Origin of the sequence: Rhodanobacter sp. Col0626, from assembly GCF_049994385.1 — a bacterium.
In the GTDB taxonomy this organism is placed as follows: domain Bacteria; phylum Pseudomonadota; class Gammaproteobacteria; order Xanthomonadales; family Rhodanobacteraceae; genus Rhodanobacter.
In genome coordinates this window covers 1,266,657-1,290,000 of record NZ_CP188260.1, presented here as the reverse complement: position 1 = coordinate 1,290,000, position 23,344 = coordinate 1,266,657, and the positions used below count along the sequence as shown (strand labels likewise).

Here is a 23,344-nt window from a genome sequence, read left to right as displayed (position 1 = left end):
CGGAGCCCCCATGAGCGACCAGCCCAAGTACCAACGCATCCTGCTCAAGCTCTCCGGCGAAGCATTGATGGGCGAAGCCGATTACGGCATCGATCCGAAGGTGATCGGCCGTCTTGCCGATGAAATCATCGAAGTTCAGAAGACCGGCGTGCAGATCGGCATCGTGATCGGCGGCGGCAACATCTTCCGTGGCGCCGGCCTCGCCGCTGCAGGCATGGACCGGGTCACCGGCGATCACATGGGCATGCTGGCCACCGTCATGAACGCGCTGGCGATGCAGGACGCGATCGAGAAACGCGGGGGCTTTGCCCGCGTGACCAGCGCCATCCAGATCCACGACGTGGCCGAGGATTACATCCGTCGCCGCGCCATCCGCCACATCGAGAAAGGCCGCATCGTGCTGTTTGCCGCCGGCACCGGCAATCCCTTCTTCACCACCGACTCGGCCGCCGCGTTGCGCGCCGTGGAGATCGGTGCCGACCTGTTGCTCAAGGCGACCAAGGTCGACGGCGTGTACACCGCTGATCCGGCCAAGCACGCCGACGCCACCCGCTACGACCGGCTCGGCTACGACGACGTGATCGAGCGCAAGCTGGCGGTGATGGATACCGCCGCGATCGCGCTGTGCCGCGATCAACAGATGCCACTGCGCATCTACGACATGACCGTGCCGGGCAACCTGATGCGGATCATGCAGGGCGAGTCGATCGGCACCCTGGTCGACGGAAACTGATGCCCTCGCCGGGCAACCGCTCCGCCGCTGCTATAATCGAACGTTGCCAAATTTATCGGGAAAAGCCACATGCTCAATGACATCAAGAACGATGCCCAGACCCGCATGGGCAAAAGCATCGACTCGCTCAAGCACGACCTCACGCGCATCCGCACGGGCCGCGCCAGCACGGCATTGGTGGACGGCATCAAGGTGTCCTATTACGGCTCGGACATGCCGTTGTCGCAGGTCGCGTCCGTATCGCTGTCCGACTCGCGTACGATCCTGATCACGCCGTGGGAAAAGAACATGGTGGCGCCCATCGAGAAGGCGTTGATGGCCTCGGACCTCGGCATCACGCCGACCACCGCCGGCACCGTGATCCGCCTGAACATGCCCGCGCTCACTGAAGAGCGCCGCCGCGAGCTGGCCAAGCTCGTCGGTCACGAAGGCGAGAACGCCAAGATCGCGATCCGCAACGTGCGCCGCGATGCCCTGCAGCAGGTCAAGGATCTGCTCAAGGAAAAGCTGATCACCGAGGACGACGATCGCCGCGTCGACGACGAAATCCAGAAGCTCACCGATCGCGCAGTGAAGGACATTGATGGCGTGGTCAAGGCCAAGGAAGAGGAGCTGATGGCGCTCTGAGCGCCATCACATCAACATGCCCGGCGCCGAAGCCGCTCAGGTTCCGCGCCACATCGCCATCGTGATGGACGGCAACGGCCGCTGGGCCAAGGCGCGTCACCGCCCGCGCAGCTTCGGCCATAACGCCGGTCGCAAGGCCGTGCGCGAGGTCATCGAAGCGAGCCTGCGTGAAGGCGTGAAGGCCCTCACCCTGTTCGCCTTCTCCAGCGAGAACTGGCAGCGTCCACAGGAAGAGGTCGGCGCGCTGATGAGCCTGTTCGTGCGCGCGCTGGACAAGGAAGTGGACGAGCTGCACGGCAATGGCGTGCGACTGCGCTTCATCGGCGACCTGGGCGCATTCGACGAGCCATTGCGCCAGCGCATGCACGCCGCGATGGAACGTACTGCCGGCAACACGAAGCTGCAGGTGAACATCGCGGTGAATTACGGTGGCCGCTGGGACATCGTGCAGGCCACTCGTCAGGCCGCCCTGGCGGTCGCTCGCGGCGAGCTGGCGGCGCAGGACATCGACGAGACCCGGCTGGGCCAATGGATGAGCCTGGCCGAACTGCCGCCGCTGGACCTGTTCATCCGCACCGGTGGCGAATGCCGCATCAGCAACTTCCTGTTGTGGCAGGTCGCCTACGCCGAGCTGTACTTTACCGATACCCTGTGGCCAGATTTCGACCAGGCGTGCCTGCGCCAGGCCATCGAAGACTATGCCCGCCGCGAGCGCCGTTACGGCCGCACCGGCGAGCAGGTCACCCCCCTTTCCTGAGGATTCCCATGCTGCTTCAGCGCGTTCTCACCGCCATGGTCCTCACGCCATTGGCGATCCTGATCATCATGTTGCCGGCGACCGCGGCATTCGCCGCCATCGTCGCGCTGGCCTTTCTCGCCGCCCTGTGGGAATGGACCCAGCTCAGCGGCCTGAAGAGCAGCCCCTGGCGCATCGGCCTGCTGGTCGTTGCAGCCGGCGTATTTGCCCTGCTGTGGCGCGTCCATGCCACCGCGTTTACGCCATGGCTGCTGGCAGCTGGCGTGGCCTGGTGGCTGCTGGCCTGCCTGTGGCTGCGTCATTTCGCCTTCGCGGCCGCGCCGACCCGCGAAAACCTCGCGCTGAAACTGCTCGCCGGCGCGTTCGTGATCTTCCCGGCATGGGTCGCGCTGACCAGCATCCATGCCCGTGAACCCCACGGTCACTGGTGGACCCTGTTGGCGCTAGTGATCGTCTGGGTCTCCGACATCGGCGCCTATTTCAGCGGCCGCGCGTTCGGCAAACGCAAGTTGGCGCCGCAGATCAGTCCCGGCAAGACCTGGGCTGGCGCCTATGGCGCAATGGTGGCCGGCGTGCTGGTTGCCGAGATCGGCGGTTGGCTGCTCGACGTGCGTGGCGCCCGACTGGTGGCGCTGGCACTGCTGGCAGCGATCACCGTGGCGATCTCGATCGTTGGCGACCTCATCGAGAGCCTGATGAAACGGCATGCCCAGGTGAAGGATTCGGGCACCATTTTCCCCGGCCATGGCGGCCTGATGGACCGGCTGGACAGCGTGTTTGCCGCGCTGCCGGTATTCGCCGCCGGCCTGTTGTTGCTGGACATCTGAGATGCACCACGTCGCCGTCCTCGGCGCCACCGGCTCGATCGGCGGCAGCACGCTCGATGTCATCGCGCGCCACCCGGAGCGTTTCCGCGCGACGGTGCTGGCTGCGCATCGCCAGGTCGAGGCGTTGGCCGCGCTTTGTGTGCAGCACCGACCGGATCTGGCGGTGATCGCCGACCCCTCGCTGGAGGCCGAACTGGCACGCCGCCTGGCCGCCGCCGGCGTGCATTGCGAAGTGGCCAGCGGTCATGCCGCACTGACCACGGCGGCATCCGGCAACTTGTGCGACACCGTGGTGGCCGCCATCGTCGGCGCCGCCGGCCTGGACTCCACACTTGCCGCTGCGCGCGCGGGCAAACGCCTGCTGCTGGCCAACAAGGAATCGATCGTGATGGCCGGCCCGCTGTTGCTGGAAGCGGTGAGCTTTGGCGGCGGCGCGCTGATTCCGGTCGATTCCGAACACAATGCGATCTTCCAGTGCCTGCCCGGCGGACGTCCCGACCTGGGCAAAGGCGGCGTGCGCCGGCTGATCCTGACCGCTTCCGGCGGCCCGTTCCGCGGCCGCACACGCGCCGAACTGGCCGATATCACGCCGGACCAGGCCTGCAAGCATCCCAATTGGGTGATGGGCCGCAAGATCTCCGTGGATTCGGCCACCCTGATGAACAAAGGCCTCGAAGTCATCGAGGCGCACCATCTGTTCGGCGCACCGGCCGATGCCATCGATGTGGTGGTGCACCCGCAGAGCCTCGTGCATTCGATGGTCGAGTACGTCGACGGTTCGGTGCTCGCCCAGTTGGGCAACCCGGACATGCGCACTGCGATCGCCCATGCGCTGGCCTGGCCGGAACGGGTCGATTCCGGCGTGCCTTCGCTGGATCTGTCCACTTGCGCGCCGCTGCAATTCGAACAGCCGGATCTGACCACCTTCCGCTGCCTGGCACTGGCGTTTCAGGCGTTGCGCGCCGGCGGCGATGCCCCGGCCGTGTTGAACGCCGCCAACGAAATCGCGGTGGAGGCGTTCCTGGCCGGCGCGTTGCCGTTCCTGTCGATCGCCGATGTCGTCGAATCCGTCCTTGCGGAACTGCCGGCGCAGCCCGTGGTCGATGTTCAGACCCTTGCTGAACGCGACCGGGTCGCCCGTGAGGCGGCCCGTCGCGTTCTGCGCAATGCTTGCTGATATTCTTGTGCTGATGACGTTTCTTTACGGTATTTAATGACTTCCTTCTTCGGCTCGGTGTTCTGGTTGCTGGTCACGCTTGGCGTGCTGGTGACCTTTCATGAATTCGGCCACTACTGGGTCGCGCGCCGCTGTGGGGTCAAGGTGCTGCGTTTCTCGGTCGGCTTCGGCAATGCGATCTGGAAACGTATCGGCCGCGACGGCACCGAATACCAGATCGCCGCGATCCCGCTTGGAGGCTACGTCAAGATGCTCGACGCCCGCGAGGGCGAGGTCGATCCGGCCCTGCGCGACCAGGAATTCACCGGCAAATCGGTGTGGAAGCGCATCGCCATCGTCGCGGCCGGCCCGGGCTTCAACCTGATCTTCACGGTGGCCGCGTTCTGGCTGATGTTCATGCTGGGTCGCCCGGACGTGGCACCCGTCGTAACCGCGTTACCGCAGAGTGTCGCGGCCAAGGCGGGCGTCCAGCCCGGTGACCGCATCATCAGCATCGACGGCCGCGCGGTAACCACCTGGACCGATTCGATGGATGCGGTGGCCAACGCCCTGCTCGGGCGTACCCCGCTGCCGCTCACCGTGCGTGGCCTCGACGGCCATTCGCGCAATCTGGTGATGCCGCTGAACGAGCTGCCGCCGGGCCAGGACGTTGGCCAGTACCTCGCCGCTCTGGGGTTGCAGCTGGCGCCGCCGCCGGCGATTGCCGCTACCGTGATGCCCAGCCAGCCGGCCGCGCTGGCCGGCATGCAGGGCGGTGACCGCATCGTCAGTGTCAATGGCAAACCGGTCGACGACTTCATCGGGTTCGGCAAGCTGGTACAGGCCGATGCCGCCAAATCGCCGACGCTGGCCATCACCGTCGAACGGGCCGGCCAGCCGCTGCAGCTGAAGGTCACGGCCCGATGGGAGTCGCTGGAAGGCCAGTCACGGAAATGGGTCATGGGCGTTGGCGCGCCGATGCCCGAGCAGGCCACCGTGCACTATGGCCCGGTCAAGGCGTTAGGCGCTTCGCTCAGCACGACCTGGCGCAACACCACGCAGACTTTCGGCATGCTCGGCAAGATGCTGACCGGCCAGGCCTCGACCAGGAACCTGTCCGGCGTTATCGGCATCGCCGAAGTAGCCAATGCCTCGGCCAACATGGGCCCGGCCTGGTTCCTGCAATTTCTGGCGCTGATCTCGCTGAGCTTGGCGATCCTCAACCTGCTGCCAATCCCGGTCCTGGATGGCGGGCACCTGCTGTACTATCTTGTGGAGTTGATCAAGGGCAGCCCGGTCAGCGAACAAGCGATGGTTGTCGGCCAGTACATCGGCCTGGCATTGCTGTTCACCCTGATGGGGTTGGCTTTCTACAACGACATCCATCGCATGTTGCTGTCGTGACGCCGATGGCCTGCGATCGCAACATGTCGAAGGCACGTCTGTCTGCGCCAGCCACGGTACGGCGCGGTGGTGTGTCAGCCCATGCACTCCCGCCACGGAGTGTGGACTTTTTTTCGAGGCAGGGCCTGTCCCTGCCTCATGCGTTGATCGGGGCGGCCACGCTGGCTGCTCCATCGAAATAACCCTACGGAATCGACGATGAAGCGTATCGCCGCGCTGATCCTGCTTGCCTCCCTCTCCGCCAATGCGTTCGCGTTCGACCCGTTCGTGGTGTCGGACATCCGCATCGACGGTCTCAGCCGCATCTCCGCCGGTACCGTGTACAACTACCTGCCGATCAACAAGGGCGACCAGTTGACGAGTGCCGAGGCCCAGCGGGCCATTCGCGCGTTGTACCGGACCAAGTTCTTCAGCGACGTCGAATTCGATCGCGACGGTGACATCCTGGTGATCAAGGTGGTCGAGCGGCCGTCGATCGCCAAGCTGACGCTGCGTGGCAACAAGGACATCAAGACCGACGACCTCAAGAAGGGGCTGAAGGAAATCGGCCTGTCCGAAGGCGAAACCTTCGACCGGCTGGCGCTGGACAACGTGCAGCAGGAGTTGATCCGGCAATACTACAACCGCGGCAAGTACAACGTATCGGTCGATCCGCACGTGACCCGGCTGGACCGCAACCGCGTGGCCGTCGAAATCGAGATCCGCGAGGGCAAGGCCGCCAAGATCAAGGAGCTGAATGTCCTGGGCAACCATGCGTTCACCGACAAGGCGATACGCGATGGCTTCGAATCGGACACCACCAACTGGATGTCCTGGTATTCGAAGGACGACCAGTACTCCCGCGAGAAACTCTCCGGCGACCTGGAGAAGCTGCAGTCCTACTACATGGATCGCGGTTACGCCGATTTCGGCGTCGACTCCACCCAGGTAGCCATTGCGCCGGACAAGCGCGCGATGTACATCGACGCCAGCATCAAGGAAGGCGAAATTTACAAGGTGTCCGACGTCAAGCTGCTCGGTGACCTGATCCTTCCGGAAGCAACCATGCGCCAGTTGGTCTTCATCAGGAAGGACCAGACGTTCAACCGCGCGGCGGTCGAGGCAAGCACCAAGGCGATCAAGGCGGTGCTGGCCAATATCGGCTACGCCTACGCGAAGGTCAGCCCAATTCCGAAGCTGGACAAGGACAAGCGCACCGTCGACCTGACGCTCTACGTCGAGCCGGGCCAGCGCGTGTATGTGCGCCGGGTCGTGTTCGAGGGCAATACCCGTACCGAGGACAACGTGCTGCGTCGCGAGATGCGCCAGCTCGAAGGCTCGTGGTATTCGCAGGCCGCGCTCGACCGTTCCAAGATCCGCCTGCAGAGGCTTGGTTATTTCAAGAAGGTCGACATCGACAAGAAGCTGGTGCCGGGCACGCAGGATCAGGTGGATGTCAGCGTCAAGGTCGAGGAGCAATCCGCCGGCAGCATGCAGTTCGGTGTCGGTTATTCGCAGTACTCCGGCATCATCCTGAACGCCTCGGTGTCGCAGAACAACCTCTTTGGCACCGGTGACAGCTTCTCGATCAGTGGCGAGCGCAGCAGCATCACCACCAATATCGGCCTCAACTACTACAACCCGTACCTGACCGACAACAACATCGGCATCGGCTATAGCGCGTCGTTCTCGAAGACCGATTACGGCAATACCGATTTCGCGAACTACGCCACCAGCGCCAAGAGCTTCTCCACCTACCTCGGCATACCGATCACGGAGACCGACGCTCTGCGCGTGGGCCTGGGCATCAGCAGCAACAAGGTCAACCTGTATCAGGGCTACAGCCCGCAGGTTCTGATCGACTACCAGAACGAGATCGGCAACCAGACCATCCACACCTGGACCGGTACGCTGGGCTGGAACCACGACACCCGCAACGGCTACTGGGCACCGACCCGCGGCGGCCTGATCTCGGCCAACGCCGATGTCGCCCTGCCCGGCTCGACCGTGCAGTACTGGAAGCTGTCCACTGAAATCAACCATTACTGGCCGATCGGCAAGGGTTTCGTGCTGTACCTGGATGGTCAGGTCGGCTATGGCAAGACCTACAGCAAAAACGGCATCAGTGACGATCAATTCGCCGCCTTGCAAAAAGCCACCACAGCGCAGGATCCCACGCACCAGCTCACCGACATGCGCCAGGACTTCCCGTTCTGGCAGAACCTCTACGCTGGCGGCGTGCGGGACGTACGCGGCTTCCAGGACAACACGCTGGGGCCGCGGGTCTGCATCGACGGCAGCGCTCCCAGCTCAAACGGCATGTGCAACGGCGGCGCCTATTACTCGCAGCCGATCGGTGGCGCGTTCAAGGTCCTCGGTACCGCGCAGGTCTATCTACCGCTGCCGTTCCTGAAAGACGTCAACACCGCCCGCGTGTCCTGGTTCATGGATGTCGGCAACGTCTACAAGGACTACAAGAGCTTCAATGCCTCCGCGCTGCGTGCATCCACCGGTCTGTCACTGCAGTGGCAGGCTCCGATCGGGCCGCTGATCATCAGCTTCGCCGTGCCTTTCCGCACGCAAGCTGCGGACAACCACTACGAGGAACGGATCCAGTTCACCTTCGGCAGCCAGTTCTGAGCTGACCCGGTCATCGTGAAACCCGGAAAGCGCGGCCATGCCGCGCTTTCTTTTGCCCGGCGATGCACTGCGCCCGGCGGCACCACCCTTTACAATGGCTGGCAGTCTCCGGAGCAAGCATGAACGCAATCAATTACACCGTGGCTGATCTGGCCGAACGATTCGGCCTCGCCATCGGCGGCGATGGCACGCGGGTCATCGACGGCGTCGGTACGCTGGCCGGTGCCGGTCCCAGCCAGCTGAGTTTCCTCTCCAACAGCAAATACACCGCCCAGCTCGCCGCCACCCGCGCCGGCGTGGTGGTGTTGAGCAGGGAAAACCTCGACGATTGCCCGACCGCTGCGTTGATCGCCGAGGATCCCTACGTCGCCTACGCAAAGATTGCTGCGCTGTTCGAACGGCACGCGGCAGCGCCACCGGGCATTCATCCCAGTGCCGTGGTTTCGGCAAGCGCGCAGGTCAGTGCCAGCGCCAGCATCGGCCCTTGCTGCGTCATTGGAGACGACGCGATCATCGGCGACGGCGCGATCCTCGGCCCACACTGCATCATCGGCGAGGACTGTACCGTCGGTGCCCACTCCCGGCTGGTGGCACGGGTCACCCTGGTCACCCGCGTAACCCTGGGCCAGCGCGTACTGGTACATCCTGGCGCGGTGATCGGTTCGGACGGCTTCGGCCTGGCGTTCGATCGCAGCGCGTCCACGCATGGCGGCTGGGTCAAGCTGCCGCAACTGGGCGGCGTGCGCATCGGTGATGACTGCGAAATCGGCGCCAACACCACGATCGATCGCGGCGCGCTGGACGATACCGTGCTGGAAGAAGACGTGCGACTGGACAACCAGATCCAGATCGCCCACAACGTCCACGTCGGCGCACACACCGCGATGGCTGGCTGCGCCGCGGTGGCCGGCACCGCGAAAATCGGCCGCTACTGCATGATCGGCGGCAACGCCGGCGTGCTTGGTCATCTCGAACTGGCCGACCGGGTTACCATTACCGCCAAGAGCCTGGTCACGCATTCGATCCGCGAACCCGGCGAATATTCATCTGGCGTGCCACTGCAGGACAACCGTCAGTGGCGGAAGAACGCGGCGCGCTTCAAACATCTGGACGAGTACGCGCGTCGGCTGGCGGCGCTGGAGAAGGAAAGCAACAATGAGTGAGAAAAAGGGCGTCATGCCATTGCCGATCAATGTGGAGCAGATCCAGGAATTGCTGCCGCATCGCTATCCGTTCCTGCTGGTCGATCGCGTGATCGAGATCGTGCCGAATGTCAGTGTGGTCGCGCTGAAGAACGTGAGCATCAACGAACCGTTCTTCAACGGCCATTTCCCCGGCCACCCGGTGATGCCTGGCGTGCTGATCGTCGAGGCGATGGCCCAGGCCGCCGGCCTGCTGACCCAGATCAGCCGGCGGATCAATGGCGACACCGGCAACCCGCTGTTCTATCTGGTCAAGGTCGACAATGCGCGCTTCAATGCGCCGGTCGTTCCCGGCGACCAGCTGCGGCTGGAAGTCAGCCAGAAGCGACTGGTGCGTGGCATGGGCCTGTTCATCGCCCGCACCCTGGTCGATGGCAAGGAAGTGGCCAGCTGCGAACTGATGTGCGCTGCGAGGGCCGACAAATGATCCATCCCACTGCATTGATCGATCCGTCCGCCGTCATCGGCAACAACGTCAGCATCGGTGCCTACAGCGTGATCGGTGCCGAAGTGGAAATCGGCGACGGCACGGTGATCGGTCCGCACGTGGTCATCGAGGGACCGACACGGATTGGCCGCGACAACCGCATCGCGCAGTTCGCCTCGCTGGGCGGCGCGCCGCAGGACAAGAAATTCACCGGCGAGCGTACCGAGCTGATCATCGGCGACCGCAACCTGATCCGTGAATTCGCCACCCTCAACCGCGGCACCGGGGATGGCGGTGGCGCCACCCGCATTGGCAACGACAACTGGGTGCTGGCTTATGTCCATGTGGCCCACGACTGCCAGATCGGCAACAACGTGGTGTTCTCGAACTACTCGGCCCTGGCCGGCCACGTAACCATCGGCGACTGGACGATCCTGTCCGGCTACTCCGGCGTACACCAGTTCTGCAAGGTCGGCGCGCACGCCTTCATCGGCATGGGCTGCCTGGTTGGCCATGACGTGCCGCCATTCGTGATGATGGCAAACGAGCAGCAGGGCCGTCCGCGCGGCATCAACAGCGAAGGCCTGAAGCGCCGCGGCTTCGACGCCACCCGCATCGCGGCGATCAAGCGCGCCTACCGCACCCTGTACATGGCCGGGCTATCGTTACCCGAAGCATGCGAGAAACTGGCTGAGCAGGCACGGGAAAGTGATGATGTCCGCGCAATGCTCGAGTTTCTCGGCCACAGCGAGCGCGCGCTGGCGCGCTAGCGTGGAAATCGGAAAGGGAGCATCGGAAATGGTTACCAGCCAAGTCGCTCACCGGTACCGTGCAGCGCACGTGCAGCCCGCGCTTTCCCCGGCACCATGACTTCGACAAACCCACCGCCATCCACGAGTCCCGAGTCCCGAGTTCCGAGTTCCGGCTACCCGCTCATCGCCATCATTGCTGGCGAGGATTCCGGCGACCAGCTCGGTGCCGACCTAATCGGCGCGTTGCGGCGGCGTTATCCGCAAGCGCGGTTCGTCGGCATCGGCGGCGCGCGCATGCAGGCGCAGGGCTTCGAATCCTGGTACGACATCCGCGAGCTTTCGCTGTTCGGTTTCAGCGAAGTGATCAGCCACCTGCCGCGGCTGCTGCGCCTGCGCAAGGCACTGGTTGCTCGGATGGTGCAGGCAAGTCCGGCGGTGGTGATCGGCATCGACGCACCCGACTTCAACCTTGGCGTCGAACAGCGCCTGAAGCAGGCCGGCCTGCGCACCGTCCACTACGTCAGCCCCTCGGTGTGGGCATGGCGCGAGAAGCGCGCGGAGAAGATCGGCCGCAGCGCGAGCCTCGTGTTGTGCCTGTTTCCGATGGAGCCGTCGATCTATGCCAAGCACGGCATCGACGCCCGCTTCGTCGGCCATCCATTGGCCGATCGTTTCGCGCTCGTCTCGGACCGCGTCGGTGCCCGTGACTTCCTGCAATTGCCGCAACAGGTTCCGGTACTGGCGGTGTTGCCGGGCAGCCGGCCTTCTGAAGTCGCAAGGTTGGGTTCGATCTTCATCGATGCGGCCCGCCAGGTCGCCGCTGCCCTGCCGGGTTTGCGCGTCGTGATTCCCGCCGCCAACCCGCAGGTGCACGCAAAACTCAAGGAACTGCTGGCCGGGGGGGCACATGACGATGCCGCACCGTTGCTGCTGGATGGCAACGCGCATGAGGCGATGCTGGCTGCCGACGTCGTGCTGCTGGCATCCGGCACGGCCACCCTGGAGGCGATGCTGGCCAAGCGCCCGATGGTCGTGGGCTACCGCGTCTCGCCAATGAGCTATCGCATTGCCCGCGCGCTGAAGATGCTGAAGACCGATGTCTACGCCTTGCCGAACATCCTCGCGCGCGTCGCCGGGCTCGGTGAAAAGCCGCTGGTCCCGGAACTGATGCAGGACGACTGCACCGCCACCAACCTGGCTGCCGCCACGCTGGAGCTATTTCACGATAGCGAGCGCCGCGGCCATATTGTGGCTGCATTCGAACAACTGCACCGACTGTTGCGCGGCGACCTGGAGAGTCATGCCGGGGAACGGGCGGCCACGGCCATAGCAGAGTTCGTCGATGCCGGGCAGACCCATGATTGACCCTCGGTAGCAGTCGCCCGTTGACCGCGTCCTGCCGGCTCCAACCACACCGCCGTACATCGCGTCTCGCCAAGTCCCTGCATCTGGTGCCGGATCGAACAGCCCCAAGACATGCGAGGGATGTCGAGCGACGCGAAGCGAAATAAGCCTTGAAATGCCGCCTCTGATGCGTTTTGGCGATTGCCCACGGCCACCGGCTGGGCGTCCGATGAGGAAACTGCGTGGCGTCGCCTGACCAGGCGTCGGCGAATGCAGGTTCATATGACTGCCGGGTTTGGCCGTCCATTTGAATGCGTGCCGGAAAAGAACACGGCCGCTTTCGCGACCGTGTTCGGTGACACATGACGGCGGCTGAAGCTCAGGCCGCGGCGTCTTTCAGCTTCTTCAGCGGACGGATCTTGATCTTGGTGCTGGCCGGCTTGGCGGCGAACCACTGCTCTTCCTTGGTGAACGGGTTGACGCCCTTGCGCTTGGGCTTGGCCGGAACACTGACGGCGGAGATCTTCAACAGGCCAGGCAGCATGAACGAGCCAGCGCCTTTCTTGTGAACGGATCCGGCGACCGCGCCTTCCAGCGCGGCGAGGACCGCGCGCACGTCCTTGGCCACCACGCCGCTGGCGTCGACGATATGTGCCACCAGAGTGGACTTGTTCAGGACGTCCTTGATTGGCTTTACTGCCGGAGCGGCAGCTGCCTTGGAGACGGTTTTCTTCTTTGCTGCCGGCTTGGTCTTCGCCATGAATTTCCCCGATTGGATAGTTGGTAGGTTGGATTCGACTGCCCATCGGCAAGCCGAAGGCACCGATAGTCTGCACTATCGCCCAATCAAGCATCAATTGCATCTGCAGCTGAATTTTCGGGCGACATCCCATCCGCTGGGCTTTGATGGGTCAAACAGCCCTGCCCGGACGCGCCATGACGCGCCCCCCGGACAAGGCGAATGCCGCGCAACCATGCCAAAATCAGCTCATCCACCGATATCCCGCGCACCTATGACTACTCAGAAATATGACTTCCGCCAGTTCCAGGAAGAGCTGACCAAGCTCGAACGCAAGGTTGAAAAGCAGCAACCCGCCAAGCCGCTCGGCAAGAAAGCCGCCGCTGCCCAGCGGCTGGCGATGGCGCGTGAGGAGTTCCTGGGGCTGCAGAAACGGCACGGGCTGACCGTTGCCGATGTGGTGGCCTTCTTCCCCGAGGAGGAAGGCATTGCCTACCTGCAGGAGCTCATCATCGCAGCGCAGGCAAAACCCCGGCGCACCCGGAAGTCGTGACGCAAGCGTGTTCGGCGATGTCGCTACCGCTCGCCTGACCCGCCCGTACGTAGCCCTTCAATGCTTCGGCGTTGGCGCAACCCGCCTGGCCGGCAGCGCGTATGCCACCAGCGAATCGCCCATCTTCGTACCCAGCGAGCCGTGGCCGCCGGCCATCACCACCACGTACTGGCGGCCGCTCCTGTCGGACACATAGCTCATCGGCGTGGCCTGTCCACCGGCGGGCAGACGCGACTGCCACAGCTTTTTGCCGGTGCGCACGTCATACGCTCGCAGGTAGTAGTCCAGCGCGCTGCTGAGGAATGCAACGCCGCCGCCGGTGGTCATCGGACCGCCGAGGCTGGGCACGCCCAGCGGCAGCGGTATGCCTAGCGGCGCCTGGTCCTGGATGGTGCCGTTGCGATGCATCCACACGCGCTGCATGGTGTCGAGATCCACCGCAGCGATATAGCCCCACGGTGGCGCCTGGCAGGGAATGCCCAGCGGCGACAACAGCGGGTGCAGGTCGACCGCGAACGGCGTGCCGGTCATCGGCTGCACGCCCTGCTCGCTGCCCGAACCGCCTCTCGCATCGGCCTTGTCGCGCGGAATCAGGGTCGATACGAAGGCCATGTCATTGGGGTTGAGGATCGCCAGCCGACGCAGCGGATCGATCGCGATGCCACCCCAGTCGAACACGCCGAAATCGCCCGGATACACCAGCGATCCTTGCACCGATGGCGGCGTAAAGATGCCCTCGTAGCGCAGTTTTTTGAACATGATCCGGCAAATCAACTGGTCGAACGGATTGGTCCCCCACATGTCGCGCTCGCGCAGCGCCGGCGGCTTGAACGACAGTGCCGAGAACGGCTGCGTGGGTGATACCCGATCGCCCGCAGCCGCGCCCTGTGGTACCGGTTGTTCCGGCGCGGGCACGATCAGCTTGCCGTCGCGACGGTCGATCACGTAGAGGTCGCCACGTTTGCTCGAAGCGATCAGCGCAGGCACCTTGCCCTGCGGGGTGTTCAGGTCGACCAGGCTTGGCTGACCACCGATATCCATGTCCCACAAGTCGTGGTGCACGGTCTGGTAAACCCAGCGCAACTGGCCAGTCGCCACGTCCAGCGCCACGATCGAACTGTTGAACCGCTCGCCCTGCGGATCGCGATGTCCGCCCCACATGTCCGGCGTCTGGTTGCCCATCGGAATGTAGACCAGGCCAAGCTTCTCATCGACGCTGGACACGCTCCACGAATTCGGCGAATTGTGCACATAGGTCTGGCCCGGTCCCAACGGCGCCGTGCTGGTCGGATTCGATGCGTCCCAGTTCCACAGCAATTTGCCGGTGTCGATGTCGTACCCGCGGATCGCACCGGAAGGTTCGTGGGTGGAATCGTTGTCGGTCACGCTGGCGCTGACGATCAACACATGCCGGGTCGCCAGCGGCGGCGAGGTCGGGTTGAGGAAACCGCGCTGTTTCATCGGCTGGTTTTCGTTCAGGCCGATCACCCCATGGTCGCCAAAGCTGTCGCACCGCTGGCCGGTGTCGGCATTGATCGCCACGATGGTGGCATCGGCGGTCGGCGCGAAGATGCGGCGCGGACATTCATCGAAATGGATCATCGACATCGCCACTGCGCCTTTGGGCGTCGGTGGCCGCACGATGGATGAAGCGGACGCGCTCGCCGCGGGCAGCCAGGCCATCGCATCCGCGCCGACGTACGCGCCGGAGTCGTGATAGGCCACGCCGCGGCAGATCATGTGCTGGTAATTTTTCGCCTGCCGATTGATCTTCGGGTCATAGCGCCAGCGCTGTTTGCCCGTGTCGGGATCGAGCGCGATCACGATATTGTGTGGCGTGCAGAGGTACAGCATGCCGTTCGCCTTCAACGGGGTGACCTCGTTGGCGATCTCCCGCGGATCGTTCGGGCCCTTGAAATCACCGGTATGGAACGTCCACGCCGGTTGCAGCTTCTGTACGTTCTGCGCGGTGATCTGTTGCGCCGGTGCGTAGCGATCGCCGTAACCGGTGTGCCCGTAGGCGCTCCAGTCACCCGCCGCGGTGAACGGTGTCGGCGCGGTCCCGCTCGCGGCCATGCGGTCCGCGGCAACTTCGCCGGGGTGATCGGGCGGCGCTTGCAGCAACGCGACGATGCCAACGATGGCGGCGATCAGCACCGCGCCACCCAGCGCCCAACCTTCTCCGCGCAACAGCGCGACATGGTCGCCCTGGACCGCACGAAGCTTGCGATTGACGAACGGCAGCCACAACCACAGGCCCAACGCAAACCACACATCCAGCCGTGGCAGCAGCTGCCACCAGTCCAGTCGCACCTCCACCAGCGCCCATGCGGTGCTGCCGAACAGCACCAGCGCATACAACCATAAGGCCTCGCGCCGCGCCGCGACCAACAGGATGCCGCTGCCGGCCATACCCAGGCCGGCAAGCAGGTAGTAGAGCGAGCCCCCCAGCGCCATCAGGCGCACACCGCCGACGACCAGAGCCAGGCCCAACAGGACGAACACGAGGCCGGTAATCAGCAGCAACGGGCCGGAACGCGACAATCGGGACATGGCGATCTCAATGGGAGGATGTGAAACAAACGGCAGGCGCGTCGCACATGCCCGTCCGCCTATGTAACACCGGCAATGACTACGTTGCGTTGACGTCAGCCACGATTCAGCCCCGTCGCGCGTATTCACCGCGCGTTGGCGCAGCCGGACCAAGACTCGGGCTCCCTTGGTCAAGCATGAGGTGGCTCCATGAAGAACCGGATCACATCACTCACTTTCGTCCTGGCGCTGGGCTCGCTCTCCCTGTCGGGTATCGCGATGGCCCAGCAGGCGATGACTCAGCCACAGGTGAACAGCAAACTCACCGAACAGGGCTATACGCGGATTCACGACCTGAAGTTCAAGGATGGCATGTGGCGCGCCGAGGCAAAAAGCGCAAACGGCGAAAAAGTCCATTTGCGCGTCGACGCAAAAACGGGCCAGGTCTATCCGGACGAACAGGTTTCCAAGCTGAGCGAGCAGGACATCCGTGCATCGCTGGAATCCCAGGGCTACACCCATGTCCACGACGTGGACTTCGATGACGGCATGTGGAAAGCCAAGGCCGACAACCCCTCGGGCAACAAGGTGAAGCTGAAGGTCGATGCCGGCACCGGCAAGGTGGTCGCCATCGATTGAGCCACCCGCGCTGGACGGTCGATGGACCGGCACACGTCGCCTCATTAGTATCGGAGGACTACTTTCTCCGACAGGTGACTGCCCGTGAAGCGACTGCTCCTTTGCACCTTGATCATGGCCGCGTGCCCGATCGTGCTGGCCACCGATACGCCGATGTTCAGTACCGCGCGGCTATCGAGCGAAGTGAAGACCCTGTCCTCCGATGCGTTCGAAGGCCGCGGGCCGGCCACGTTGGCTGAGGCGAAGACGATCGACTATGTCGTGACGCAGATGAAAGCCGCCGGGCTGCAGCCCGGCGGCGACATCAAGAATGGCAGGCGCACATGGACCCAGGCCGTGCCGCTGCAGCGCAGTCAAATCATGGGCACTCCGACGCTGACGCTAGAGCTTGGAGGCAAACACGAAGCACTGACTCAGGGCGAGCAGATCGCGGTGCGCGCGCCGATGAACGGCAGCAAGTCGGTGGCAATCACCAACGCGCCGCTGGTATTCGTCGGTTACGGCGTGAAGGCACCCGAACGCCAGTGGGACGATTTCAAGGGCGTCGACTTGCGCGGCAAGATTGCCGTGGTACTGGTCAACGATCCCGATTTCGAAACCGGCAAGGGCGACTTCGGCGGCAAGGCGATGACCTACTACGGTCGCTGGACCTACAAGTACGAGGAAGCTGCCCGGCAGGGCGCGCTGGGCATGCTGGTGATCCACGAAACCGCGCCGGCTTCGTACGGCTGGGCCACGGTGAAGAACTCCAACATCAACACCATGTTCGACATCGTGCGCGACAAGCCCGCGTCGGTGCATCCGGAGCTGGAAGGATGGATCCAGCACGACCTGGCCGTCGACATGTTCAAGCACGCGGGGTTGAATTTCGACACGCTCAAGAAGCAGGCACAGACGCGCGCGTTCAAGCCGGTGATACTGACGGGCGAGAGTCTGTCAGCCAGTTTCAGAGTCGATTCGAGCGTGATCACCTCGCACAACATCGTCGGCCGCATCGAGGGCAGCAAGCGTCCCGACGAGACGGTGATCTACAGCGCACACTGGGATCATCTCGGTGTCGGCGCACCCGACGCGAGAGGCGATCGCATCTACAACGGTGCCGTCGACAATGCCACTGGCACCGCCGCGCTGATCGAGATGGGTCGCGCATTCGCGCACGGCCCGAAGCCCGAGCGCTCGGTAGTGTTTCTCAACGTCACCGCCGAAGAGAAAGGCCTGCTCGGCTCCGAGTACTACGCCGCCAATCCGCTCTATCCGCTGGCCACCACGGCCGGCGTGCTCAACGTCGACGCGCTCGATCCGCATGGCCCGGCACGCAACTTCACCATTTCCGGCAGCGCGAAACTGGGGCTGCTCGACGACCTGATCGCCGACGCGAAGACCTACGGCATGACCTACACGGCAGATCCGAAACCGGACGCCGGTTACTTCTTCCGCTCCGATCATTTCTCGTTCGCCAAGCGCGGCGTGCCGGCCATCTCGTTCGGTTCCGGCGACGACTGGATCGATGGCGGCCTCAAGGCCGGCAAGGCGGCGGAAGACGACTACACCGCCAAACGCTATCACCAGCCCGCCGATGAATGGGAAGCCGGCTGGCCGTTCACCGGCATGGCGCGCGACCTGCAGCTGCTCTACACCGTCGGCAACCAGCTGGCCAATTCGGACGCGTGGCCAAACTGGGGAAAGGACTCCGAGTTCCGCGCCATCCGCGACCAGACAGCCACCCAACGCAAGTAACCGGTCCGTCGCCGGGCTCCTTCCGCTGCATGTGGTGACAGGATCAGCTCCGACCTTTTCGCCACCCGGAGCCACCCCCTCCCAGCCTCCCCCTGCAAGCAGGAGGAGGAGCAAAGTTTCCATCAAGCGGAAGGAATCCGGCCGGCGCCACGCTCCCTCCCCTGCATGCAGGGGAGGGCTGGGGTGGGGTCAGCTCTTGACCTTTTCGCCACCGGGGCACCCCTCCCTCCTGACAGCAGAGGGAGGGAGCAAAATCATCTACGTTCCCACGCTGGCGAAAAGGACGCCGTATCCCGGCAAGTACAACCGGCCCGCATCGACGCGGCCCTGCAGCAGCCCATGGCCTTGCAGTTGGCGTGGTTCGCCAAGCTCGGCCGGCAGAGCGATGTCGATCGCTGCATCGGCCAGGTTGAACGTGACCAGCACGGTATGGCCGTCCAAACGGCGAGTGAACGCCAGTATTGGTTCGACGGTCTCGATGAAAGAAATATCACCCCAGCGCAGGGCCGGCTGCGACTTGCGCCAGTGCATGAAAGTGCGGAACCCGCTCAACACGGAATGCGGATCGAGCTCCTGTCGGGTGACTGCCAGCGCGTGATGTTCCGGCGGCACGGGCAACCACGGCGTGCCGTGACTGAAGCCGGCGTGGGCACCCTGATCGTTCCACGGCATCGGCGTACGACAGCCGTCGCGGCCCTTGAACTGTGGCCAGAACGCGATGCCGTAGGGATCCCGCAGTGCCTCGTAAGGTACCTCGGCCTCCGTCAAACCAAGCTCCTCGCCCTGGTACACGCACACCGAGCCGCGCAATGAACAGACCATCGCGGTGAGCAGGTTGGCCAGTTGCGTCGACCGCGCGCCCCTGCCCCAGCGGGTCAGTACGCGTTCGACGTCGTGGTTTGAAATGGCCCAGCATGGCCAGCCATCGACCATCTGCTGCTCCAGCGCCTGCACGGTGCCGCGGATATGCGCGGCACTGAAGTCGTCAGTGAGCAGCTCGAAGCTGTAACCCATGTGCAGGCGACCGGGGCGGGTGTATTCGGCCATCGTCGCCAGCGAGTCTTCCGAAGAAATCTCGCCCAGCGCGGCGACATCCTTGTAGCCGTCCATCAGCGTGCGCAGCTCGCCGAGAAACGCCAGGTTCTGTGGCTGCGTGTTGTTGTAATAGTGGTATTGGAACGCGTACGGATTGTCCGGACTGAAGCCGCGGCCGACACGCTTTTCCTTCGGCTTGGGTGGGTTGTCGCGCAGCTCGCTGTCGTGGAAACAGAAGTTGATCGCATCCAGCCGGAACCCGTCCACGCCCTTGTCCAGCCAGAACCGCACGCTGTCGAGGATCGCCGCGCGCACTGCAGGGTTGTGGAAATTCAGGTCCGGCTGCGAGGTCAGGAAGTTGTGCAGGTAGTACTGCCCGCGGCGCGGCTCCCATTGCCAGGCCGAACCGCCGAACAGCGAAAGCCAGTTGTTCGGCGCGCTGCCATCGTCCTTCGCATCGGCCCACACGTACCAGTCGGCCCGGGAATTGTCATGGCTCTCGCGGCTTTCCTTGAACCAGGCATGCTCGGCCGAGGTATGGCTGAGCACCTGGTCGATCATCACCTTGAGGCCGCGGTCGTGCGCACTCGTCAGCAGCCGGTCGAAATCCCCCAATGTGCCGAACAGTGGATCGACGTCGCGATAGTCGGCGATGTCGTAACCGAAATCGGCCATCGGCGACTTGAAGAACGGCGCAATCCAGATCGCGTCGACACCCAGGCTGGCCACGTAATCGAGCCGCTCGATGATGCCCGGAAGATCGCCCACGCCATCGCCGTCGGTATCGAGGAAACTGCGCGGGTAGATCTGATAGGTGACGGCGCCGCGCCACCAGGGTGCATCGGACATTGAACGGATCCCGTGACGTGAGCTCGACGTGCCGGAGCGTGCCCGTCGGCGAATGGTTGCCAGCTTAGCCGCAGCTTCTTGAAGTCATGCAGTGGTCTGCATACGTATTCATTTGTGCTGCGATCGCGTCATGCGGTGCACGCGAGCACATGACGATGACTCAGGCACCGATATGCCCATGAACCGCTGCAGCGAGTCCGAGCGCGACTTCGCACGGTGCAACCCGCCTCTGTCCCGTGCTTGTGCATGATCGATGTTGCACTGCGATGACCGCCTGCACGGTGTGCGCATGAATACGTATGCAGAAACTGGCTCGCCACGGAAAGCCGGCCCTACCATGCCTCCACACCGCTGGACACGCTTCGACCAGCGCAGCCTGTCGACGTCGGCGATAACGGCGTCGCGCAGCCAGAACTCAAAAAACGACAACGATATTTTCGTGGGGAGACGAGAACATGCTAGTGAAACGCAACGTGATGGCCCTGGCGCTGATTGCCGCGGGCGTGTGCTTCACCGCGGGAGTGTACGCAGCGCCAGCGGCGCGCCATGACGGTCCGGCCACCACCTTGAACGCCCCGCAGGATACGCAGGACCAGACCCAGCCGCAGGCCGCCGACGCGAGCGCCAGCGACAAGGATCGCAAGAAGGCCAAGAAGCTCCAGGCCGTCGAGGTGAACGGATTCGTCAGCAGCATCGAGAACTCCACCGCGCTCAAGCGCAATGCCAACAGCATCGTCGAGGCAGTGTCCGCCGAACAGATCGGCAAGCTGCCTGGCGTCAGCATCGCGGACACGCTCGGTCGCCTGCCCGGCCTGGCGGTGCAGACCGTCAGTGGCCGCCCGCAGGTGCTGACCATCCACGGCCTCGGCCCCGATTTCTCCACCGCGCTGGTCAATGGTGGCCAGCAGGTTTCGACGTCCAACAACCGGGACGTGCAGTTCGATCAGTATCCGTCGAGCTGGTTCAACAACGTGGTGGTGCATCTGAGCCCCCAGGCCAACCTGATCGGCCAGGGCCTTGCCGGCACCGTCGACATGCAAACCATTCGTCCGCTGGAGAAGGACAAGCCCGAGGCGGCGATCAACGCCCACTACATCTGGGACGGCATGTCGCAGTTGGCCAACGGCCCCGGCGTCAGCGACAAGGGCTACAACGTCAACGGCGTATGGGTGAACCAGTTTGCCGACCACACCGTGGGCGTCACGCTCGGCGTGGACATGGAATCCAACCCCTCGCAGATCCAGCACCAGACGCCATGGGGTTACTTGGCCGACGCCAATGGCGACAACGTGGTGGGCGGGGCGAAGAACTACGGCATCTCCGACACGATGAAGCGCAACGGCGTACTGGCCACGCTGCAATGGCAGCCGAACGACCACTACACCAGCACCCTCGACCTCACCTACGACAACTTCAAGGAAACCCAGCAGGCCAAGGGCATGGAGCTGCCGTTCCTGTGGGGCAGCGCCGGCGTGGCCCCGGCACCGACCCTGGTGCCCGGCAACGTGGTCGACGGCTTCGTGAAGAGCGGCACCTACGAGAACATCAACCCGATCGTGCGCAACGACTACAACAGCACCAGCGCGCGGGTCTACAACTTCAACTGGGACAACAAATTCCGGATCAACGAGGACTGGACGGCCGATCTCGACGCAACCTACTCGCGTGCCACCCGCCGTGACGTCAACCTGGAAAGCTATTCGGGCACCGGCTACTACTACGGCCCGGCGGGCCCCACGGGCACTGGCCCGCATGGCCCCGGCGACACCATTGGCTTCAGTGAACTGGGCAACGGTCTGCTGCACGTCGATCCGACACTGGACTACACCGACGGCCAGTTCCTGACCGACCCGGAGGGCTGGGGCGCTGGCAACGGCCTGGTGCAGGCTGGCTTCATCAACGCGCCGCATACGGTCGACTACCTGGCCAACCTGCACCTGGACGTGGAGCGCTCGTTCGGCAGCGGCCCGTTCTCCAGCGTGCAGTTCGGCGTGGTCCGCGGCAACCGCACCAAGACCTACAACATCGAGCAGAACTTCCTGACCCTGCCGGGCGGTGCCACCACGGCGGCGATCAATGGCGGCGGCAGCTGCGATCCGCTGTCGTGGATGGGTGTCGGCGCGCAGACCTGCTACAACCCGTTCGACATGCTCGCCAACGGCTCGCTTGAGGAAGTGCCAACCTTCATGTCTTCGCTGTCGCTGCCGCCGAACTGGAAGGTGCGCGAGCAAGACGTAACCTCGTACCTGCAGTTCAACCTCGACACCTCCCTAGGCAATGTCGGCCTGCGCGGCAACGTCGGCATCCAGGTCGCGCACACCAACCAGTCCTCCGAGGGTGAGCGCGTGGTGCCGGGGACATCGCTCACCGGCGGACACACCGCGCTGGTGGCGGTAACCGGCGGCACCAAGTTCACCCGCTACCTGCCCAGCGCCAACCTGATCTTCGGCTTGACCGAGAATGACGACCTGCGCGTCAGCGCCGCCCGCACCATGGCGCGTCCGCGGATGGACCAGATGAACGCCAGCCTGGCCGTGACCGGCAACACCACGCACCTGGCGAACAACGACCCCAACCAATCGTTCTTCAGCGCCACCGGTGGCAACGCCGAGCTGCTGCCGACCATGGCCGACAATTACAATGTCAGCTACGAGCACTACTTCTCGGATACCTCGGGCTACCAGTGCACCGCCACTGACTCGAAGAATTCCGACCTTTGCCGTAGCGGTGGTGGCGGCTACTTCGCGGTATCGGGCTACTACCTCAAGCTGAGCGACTACATCAACCCGAACGCGGCTTTCCTGTATGACTTCAGCGCCTTCGTTCCGTCCTACCTGACGCCGACACAGCAGGCCCAGCTGGGCACCACCCTGGGCACCATCTCCGGTCCGACCAACGACGGCCACGGCTACGTGAAAGGCGCCCAGGTCACGTTGAATCTTCCGTTCAACCTGTTCACCCCGACCCTCAACGGACTCGGCGTGATCCTCACCGGCAATCGCGGCAAGAGCTCGCTGGTGTACGGCGACAACCCCTCGCCGATCACCGTGCCCGGATTGTCGAAGTGGGTGGCCAACGGCACGATCTACTACCAGCACAACGGGTTCGAGGCGCGCGTCAGCGACGACTACCGCTCCAGCTTCCTGGGTGAGGTGTCCGGCATCAGTGCCTCGCGCATCGAGCAGACCATTCGTGGCGGCAGCACCTACGACGCGCAGCTCAGCTACAGCTTCGACAGTGGCCGCCTCGCGGGACTGACCCTGATCGCCCAGGGTTCGAACCTGTCCAACAAGACCTTCATCACTTACCAGAACAACGATCCCCGTCAGGTCCTGACATGGGAAAGGTATGGCCGCCGGTTCGATGTCGGCGTTTCGTACAAGTTCCAGTAAGCCTGATCGACGTGTCTCCC

18 protein-coding genes are annotated in these 23,344 nt (G+C 63.9%); 15 read left to right on the top strand and 3 right to left on the bottom strand.

Annotated elements, in window-relative coordinates; translation table 11 throughout:
• The first annotated feature begins 10 nt into the window (after positions 1-10).
• From pyrH to lpxB, 11 genes are all read left to right on the top strand, one after another.
• Positions 11-733, top strand: a complete 723-nt coding sequence (pyrH, locus tag ACPPVV_RS05185) for a UMP kinase (RefSeq protein ID WP_426702409.1) — start codon at positions 11-13, stop codon at positions 731-733.
• Between the two features lie 69 nt (positions 734-802).
• Entirely contained in the window at positions 803-1,360 is a 558-nt protein-coding gene (gene frr, locus ACPPVV_RS05180; RefSeq protein ID WP_426702408.1) for a ribosome recycling factor, read from the top strand.
• A 16-nt stretch (positions 1,361-1,376) separates the two neighbouring features.
• Positions 1,377-2,117 carry a polyprenyl diphosphate synthase gene (gene uppS, locus ACPPVV_RS05175; protein WP_426702407.1) on the top strand — a complete coding sequence of 247 codons (741 nt, stop codon included), beginning with the start codon at positions 1,377-1,379 and terminating at the stop codon, positions 2,115-2,117.
• An 8-nt stretch (positions 2,118-2,125) separates the two neighbouring features.
• Positions 2,126-2,944, top strand: a complete 819-nt coding sequence (locus tag ACPPVV_RS05170; RefSeq protein WP_426702406.1) for a phosphatidate cytidylyltransferase — start codon at positions 2,126-2,128, stop codon at positions 2,942-2,944.
• 1 nt (position 2,945) lies between these two features.
• A complete protein-coding gene (locus ACPPVV_RS05165; RefSeq protein ID WP_426702405.1) occupies positions 2,946-4,121 on the top strand; it encodes a 1-deoxy-D-xylulose-5-phosphate reductoisomerase in 1,176 nt (391 codons plus the stop codon).
• A 36-nt stretch (positions 4,122-4,157) separates the two neighbouring features.
• Entirely contained in the window at positions 4,158-5,504 is a 1,347-nt protein-coding gene (rseP, locus tag ACPPVV_RS05160) for an RIP metalloprotease RseP (protein ID WP_426702404.1), read from the top strand.
• A 198-nt stretch (positions 5,505-5,702) separates the two neighbouring features.
• The gene (gene bamA / locus ACPPVV_RS05155; protein ID WP_426702403.1) at positions 5,703-8,123 is read left to right on the top strand and encodes an outer membrane protein assembly factor BamA; all 2,421 of its coding nucleotides are present in this window, start codon (positions 5,703-5,705) and stop codon (positions 8,121-8,123) included.
• 119 nt (positions 8,124-8,242) lie between these two features.
• Positions 8,243-9,286: a UDP-3-O-(3-hydroxymyristoyl)glucosamine N-acyltransferase gene (gene lpxD, locus ACPPVV_RS05150; RefSeq protein ID WP_426702402.1), complete on the top strand. Its 1,044-nt coding sequence runs from the start codon at positions 8,243-8,245 to the stop codon at positions 9,284-9,286.
• Positions 9,279-9,752 carry a 3-hydroxyacyl-ACP dehydratase FabZ gene (gene fabZ, locus ACPPVV_RS05145; RefSeq protein ID WP_426702401.1) on the top strand — a complete coding sequence of 158 codons (474 nt, stop codon included), beginning with the start codon at positions 9,279-9,281 and terminating at the stop codon, positions 9,750-9,752. Before lpxD ends, fabZ begins: the two co-directional genes overlap by 8 nt.
• Positions 9,749-10,522, top strand: coding sequence for an acyl-ACP--UDP-N-acetylglucosamine O-acyltransferase (lpxA, locus tag ACPPVV_RS05140; RefSeq protein WP_426702400.1), 774 nt, complete (start codon positions 9,749-9,751; stop codon positions 10,520-10,522). The genes fabZ and lpxA overlap by 4 nt, the downstream gene beginning before the upstream one ends.
• Positions 10,523-10,618: 96 nt before the next feature.
• Positions 10,619-11,869, top strand: coding sequence for a lipid-A-disaccharide synthase (gene lpxB, locus ACPPVV_RS05135; protein ID WP_426702399.1), 1,251 nt, complete (start codon positions 10,619-10,621; stop codon positions 11,867-11,869).
• Positions 11,870-12,227: 358 nt separating this feature from the next.
• Here lpxB and ACPPVV_RS05130 read toward each other — a convergent pair whose 3' ends face one another.
• Positions 12,228-12,608, bottom strand: coding sequence for an HU family DNA-binding protein (locus ACPPVV_RS05130; RefSeq protein WP_426702398.1), 381 nt, complete (start codon positions 12,606-12,608; stop codon positions 12,228-12,230).
• Positions 12,609-12,636: 28 nt separating this feature from the next.
• Here ACPPVV_RS05130 and ACPPVV_RS05125 point away from each other — a divergent pair, with 28 nt between their 5' ends.
• The gene (locus ACPPVV_RS05125) at positions 12,637-13,140 is read left to right on the top strand and encodes a hypothetical protein (RefSeq protein ID WP_426702397.1); all 504 of its coding nucleotides are present in this window, start codon (positions 12,637-12,639) and stop codon (positions 13,138-13,140) included.
• Between the two features lie 57 nt (positions 13,141-13,197).
• On the opposite strand, the gene ACPPVV_RS05120 is transcribed toward ACPPVV_RS05125, so the two are convergent.
• Positions 13,198-15,693: a membrane-bound PQQ-dependent dehydrogenase, glucose/quinate/shikimate family gene (locus ACPPVV_RS05120; protein WP_426702396.1), complete on the bottom strand. Its 2,496-nt coding sequence runs from the start codon at positions 15,691-15,693 to the stop codon at positions 13,198-13,200.
• Positions 15,694-15,882: 189 nt separating this feature from the next.
• On the opposite strand from ACPPVV_RS05120, the gene ACPPVV_RS05115 reads away from it, so the two are divergent.
• Positions 15,883-16,311 (top strand): PepSY domain-containing protein, encoded by a 429-nt coding sequence (locus tag ACPPVV_RS05115; RefSeq protein WP_426702395.1) that lies wholly within the window; start codon positions 15,883-15,885, stop codon positions 16,309-16,311.
• 114 nt (positions 16,312-16,425) lie between these two features.
• Positions 16,426-18,048 carry a M28 family metallopeptidase gene (locus ACPPVV_RS05110; protein ID WP_426703169.1) on the top strand — a complete coding sequence of 541 codons (1,623 nt, stop codon included), beginning with the start codon at positions 16,426-16,428 and terminating at the stop codon, positions 18,046-18,048.
• A 258-nt stretch (positions 18,049-18,306) separates the two neighbouring features.
• Here ACPPVV_RS05110 and ACPPVV_RS05105 read toward each other — a convergent pair whose 3' ends face one another.
• A complete protein-coding gene (locus tag ACPPVV_RS05105) occupies positions 18,307-19,932 on the bottom strand; it encodes an alpha-glucosidase (protein WP_426702394.1) in 1,626 nt (541 codons plus the stop codon).
• A 455-nt stretch (positions 19,933-20,387) separates the two neighbouring features.
• On the opposite strand from ACPPVV_RS05105, the gene ACPPVV_RS05100 reads away from it, so the two are divergent.
• Positions 20,388-23,324 (top strand): TonB-dependent receptor, encoded by a 2,937-nt coding sequence (locus ACPPVV_RS05100; RefSeq protein WP_426702393.1) that lies wholly within the window; start codon positions 20,388-20,390, stop codon positions 23,322-23,324.
• Positions 23,325-23,344 lie beyond the last annotated feature (20 nt).

Bases quoted from the DNA above. Each gene is read 5' to 3' on its own strand.
- pyrH (WP_426702409.1), top strand. From the start codon at position 11: ATGAGCGACCAGCCCAAGTACCAACGCATCCTGCTCAAGCTCTCCGGC.
- frr (WP_426702408.1), top strand. From the start codon at position 803: ATGCTCAATGACATCAAGAACGATGCCCAGACCCGCATGGGCAAAAGC.
- uppS (WP_426702407.1), top strand. From the start codon at position 1,377: ATGCCCGGCGCCGAAGCCGCTCAGGTTCCGCGCCACATCGCCATCGTG.
- ACPPVV_RS05170 (WP_426702406.1), top strand. From the start codon at position 2,126: ATGCTGCTTCAGCGCGTTCTCACCGCCATGGTCCTCACGCCATTGGCG.
- ACPPVV_RS05165 (WP_426702405.1), top strand. From the start codon at position 2,946: ATGCACCACGTCGCCGTCCTCGGCGCCACCGGCTCGATCGGCGGCAGC.
- rseP (WP_426702404.1), top strand. From the start codon at position 4,158: ATGACTTCCTTCTTCGGCTCGGTGTTCTGGTTGCTGGTCACGCTTGGC.
- bamA (WP_426702403.1), top strand. From the start codon at position 5,703: ATGAAGCGTATCGCCGCGCTGATCCTGCTTGCCTCCCTCTCCGCCAAT.
- lpxD (WP_426702402.1), top strand. From the start codon at position 8,243: ATGAACGCAATCAATTACACCGTGGCTGATCTGGCCGAACGATTCGGC.
- fabZ (WP_426702401.1), top strand. From the start codon at position 9,279: ATGAGTGAGAAAAAGGGCGTCATGCCATTGCCGATCAATGTGGAGCAG.
- lpxA (WP_426702400.1), top strand. From the start codon at position 9,749: ATGATCCATCCCACTGCATTGATCGATCCGTCCGCCGTCATCGGCAAC.
- lpxB (WP_426702399.1), top strand. From the start codon at position 10,619: ATGACTTCGACAAACCCACCGCCATCCACGAGTCCCGAGTCCCGAGTT.
- ACPPVV_RS05130 (WP_426702398.1), bottom strand. From the start codon at position 12,608: ATGGCGAAGACCAAGCCGGCAGCAAAGAAGAAAACCGTCTCCAAGGCA.
- ACPPVV_RS05120 (WP_426702396.1), bottom strand. From the start codon at position 15,693: ATGTCCCGATTGTCGCGTTCCGGCCCGTTGCTGCTGATTACCGGCCTC.
- ACPPVV_RS05115 (WP_426702395.1), top strand. From the start codon at position 15,883: ATGAAGAACCGGATCACATCACTCACTTTCGTCCTGGCGCTGGGCTCG.
- ACPPVV_RS05110 (WP_426703169.1), top strand. From the start codon at position 16,426: ATGGCCGCGTGCCCGATCGTGCTGGCCACCGATACGCCGATGTTCAGT.
- ACPPVV_RS05105 (WP_426702394.1), bottom strand. From the start codon at position 19,932: ATGTCCGATGCACCCTGGTGGCGCGGCGCCGTCACCTATCAGATCTAC.
- ACPPVV_RS05100 (WP_426702393.1), top strand. From the start codon at position 20,388: ATGCTAGTGAAACGCAACGTGATGGCCCTGGCGCTGATTGCCGCGGGC.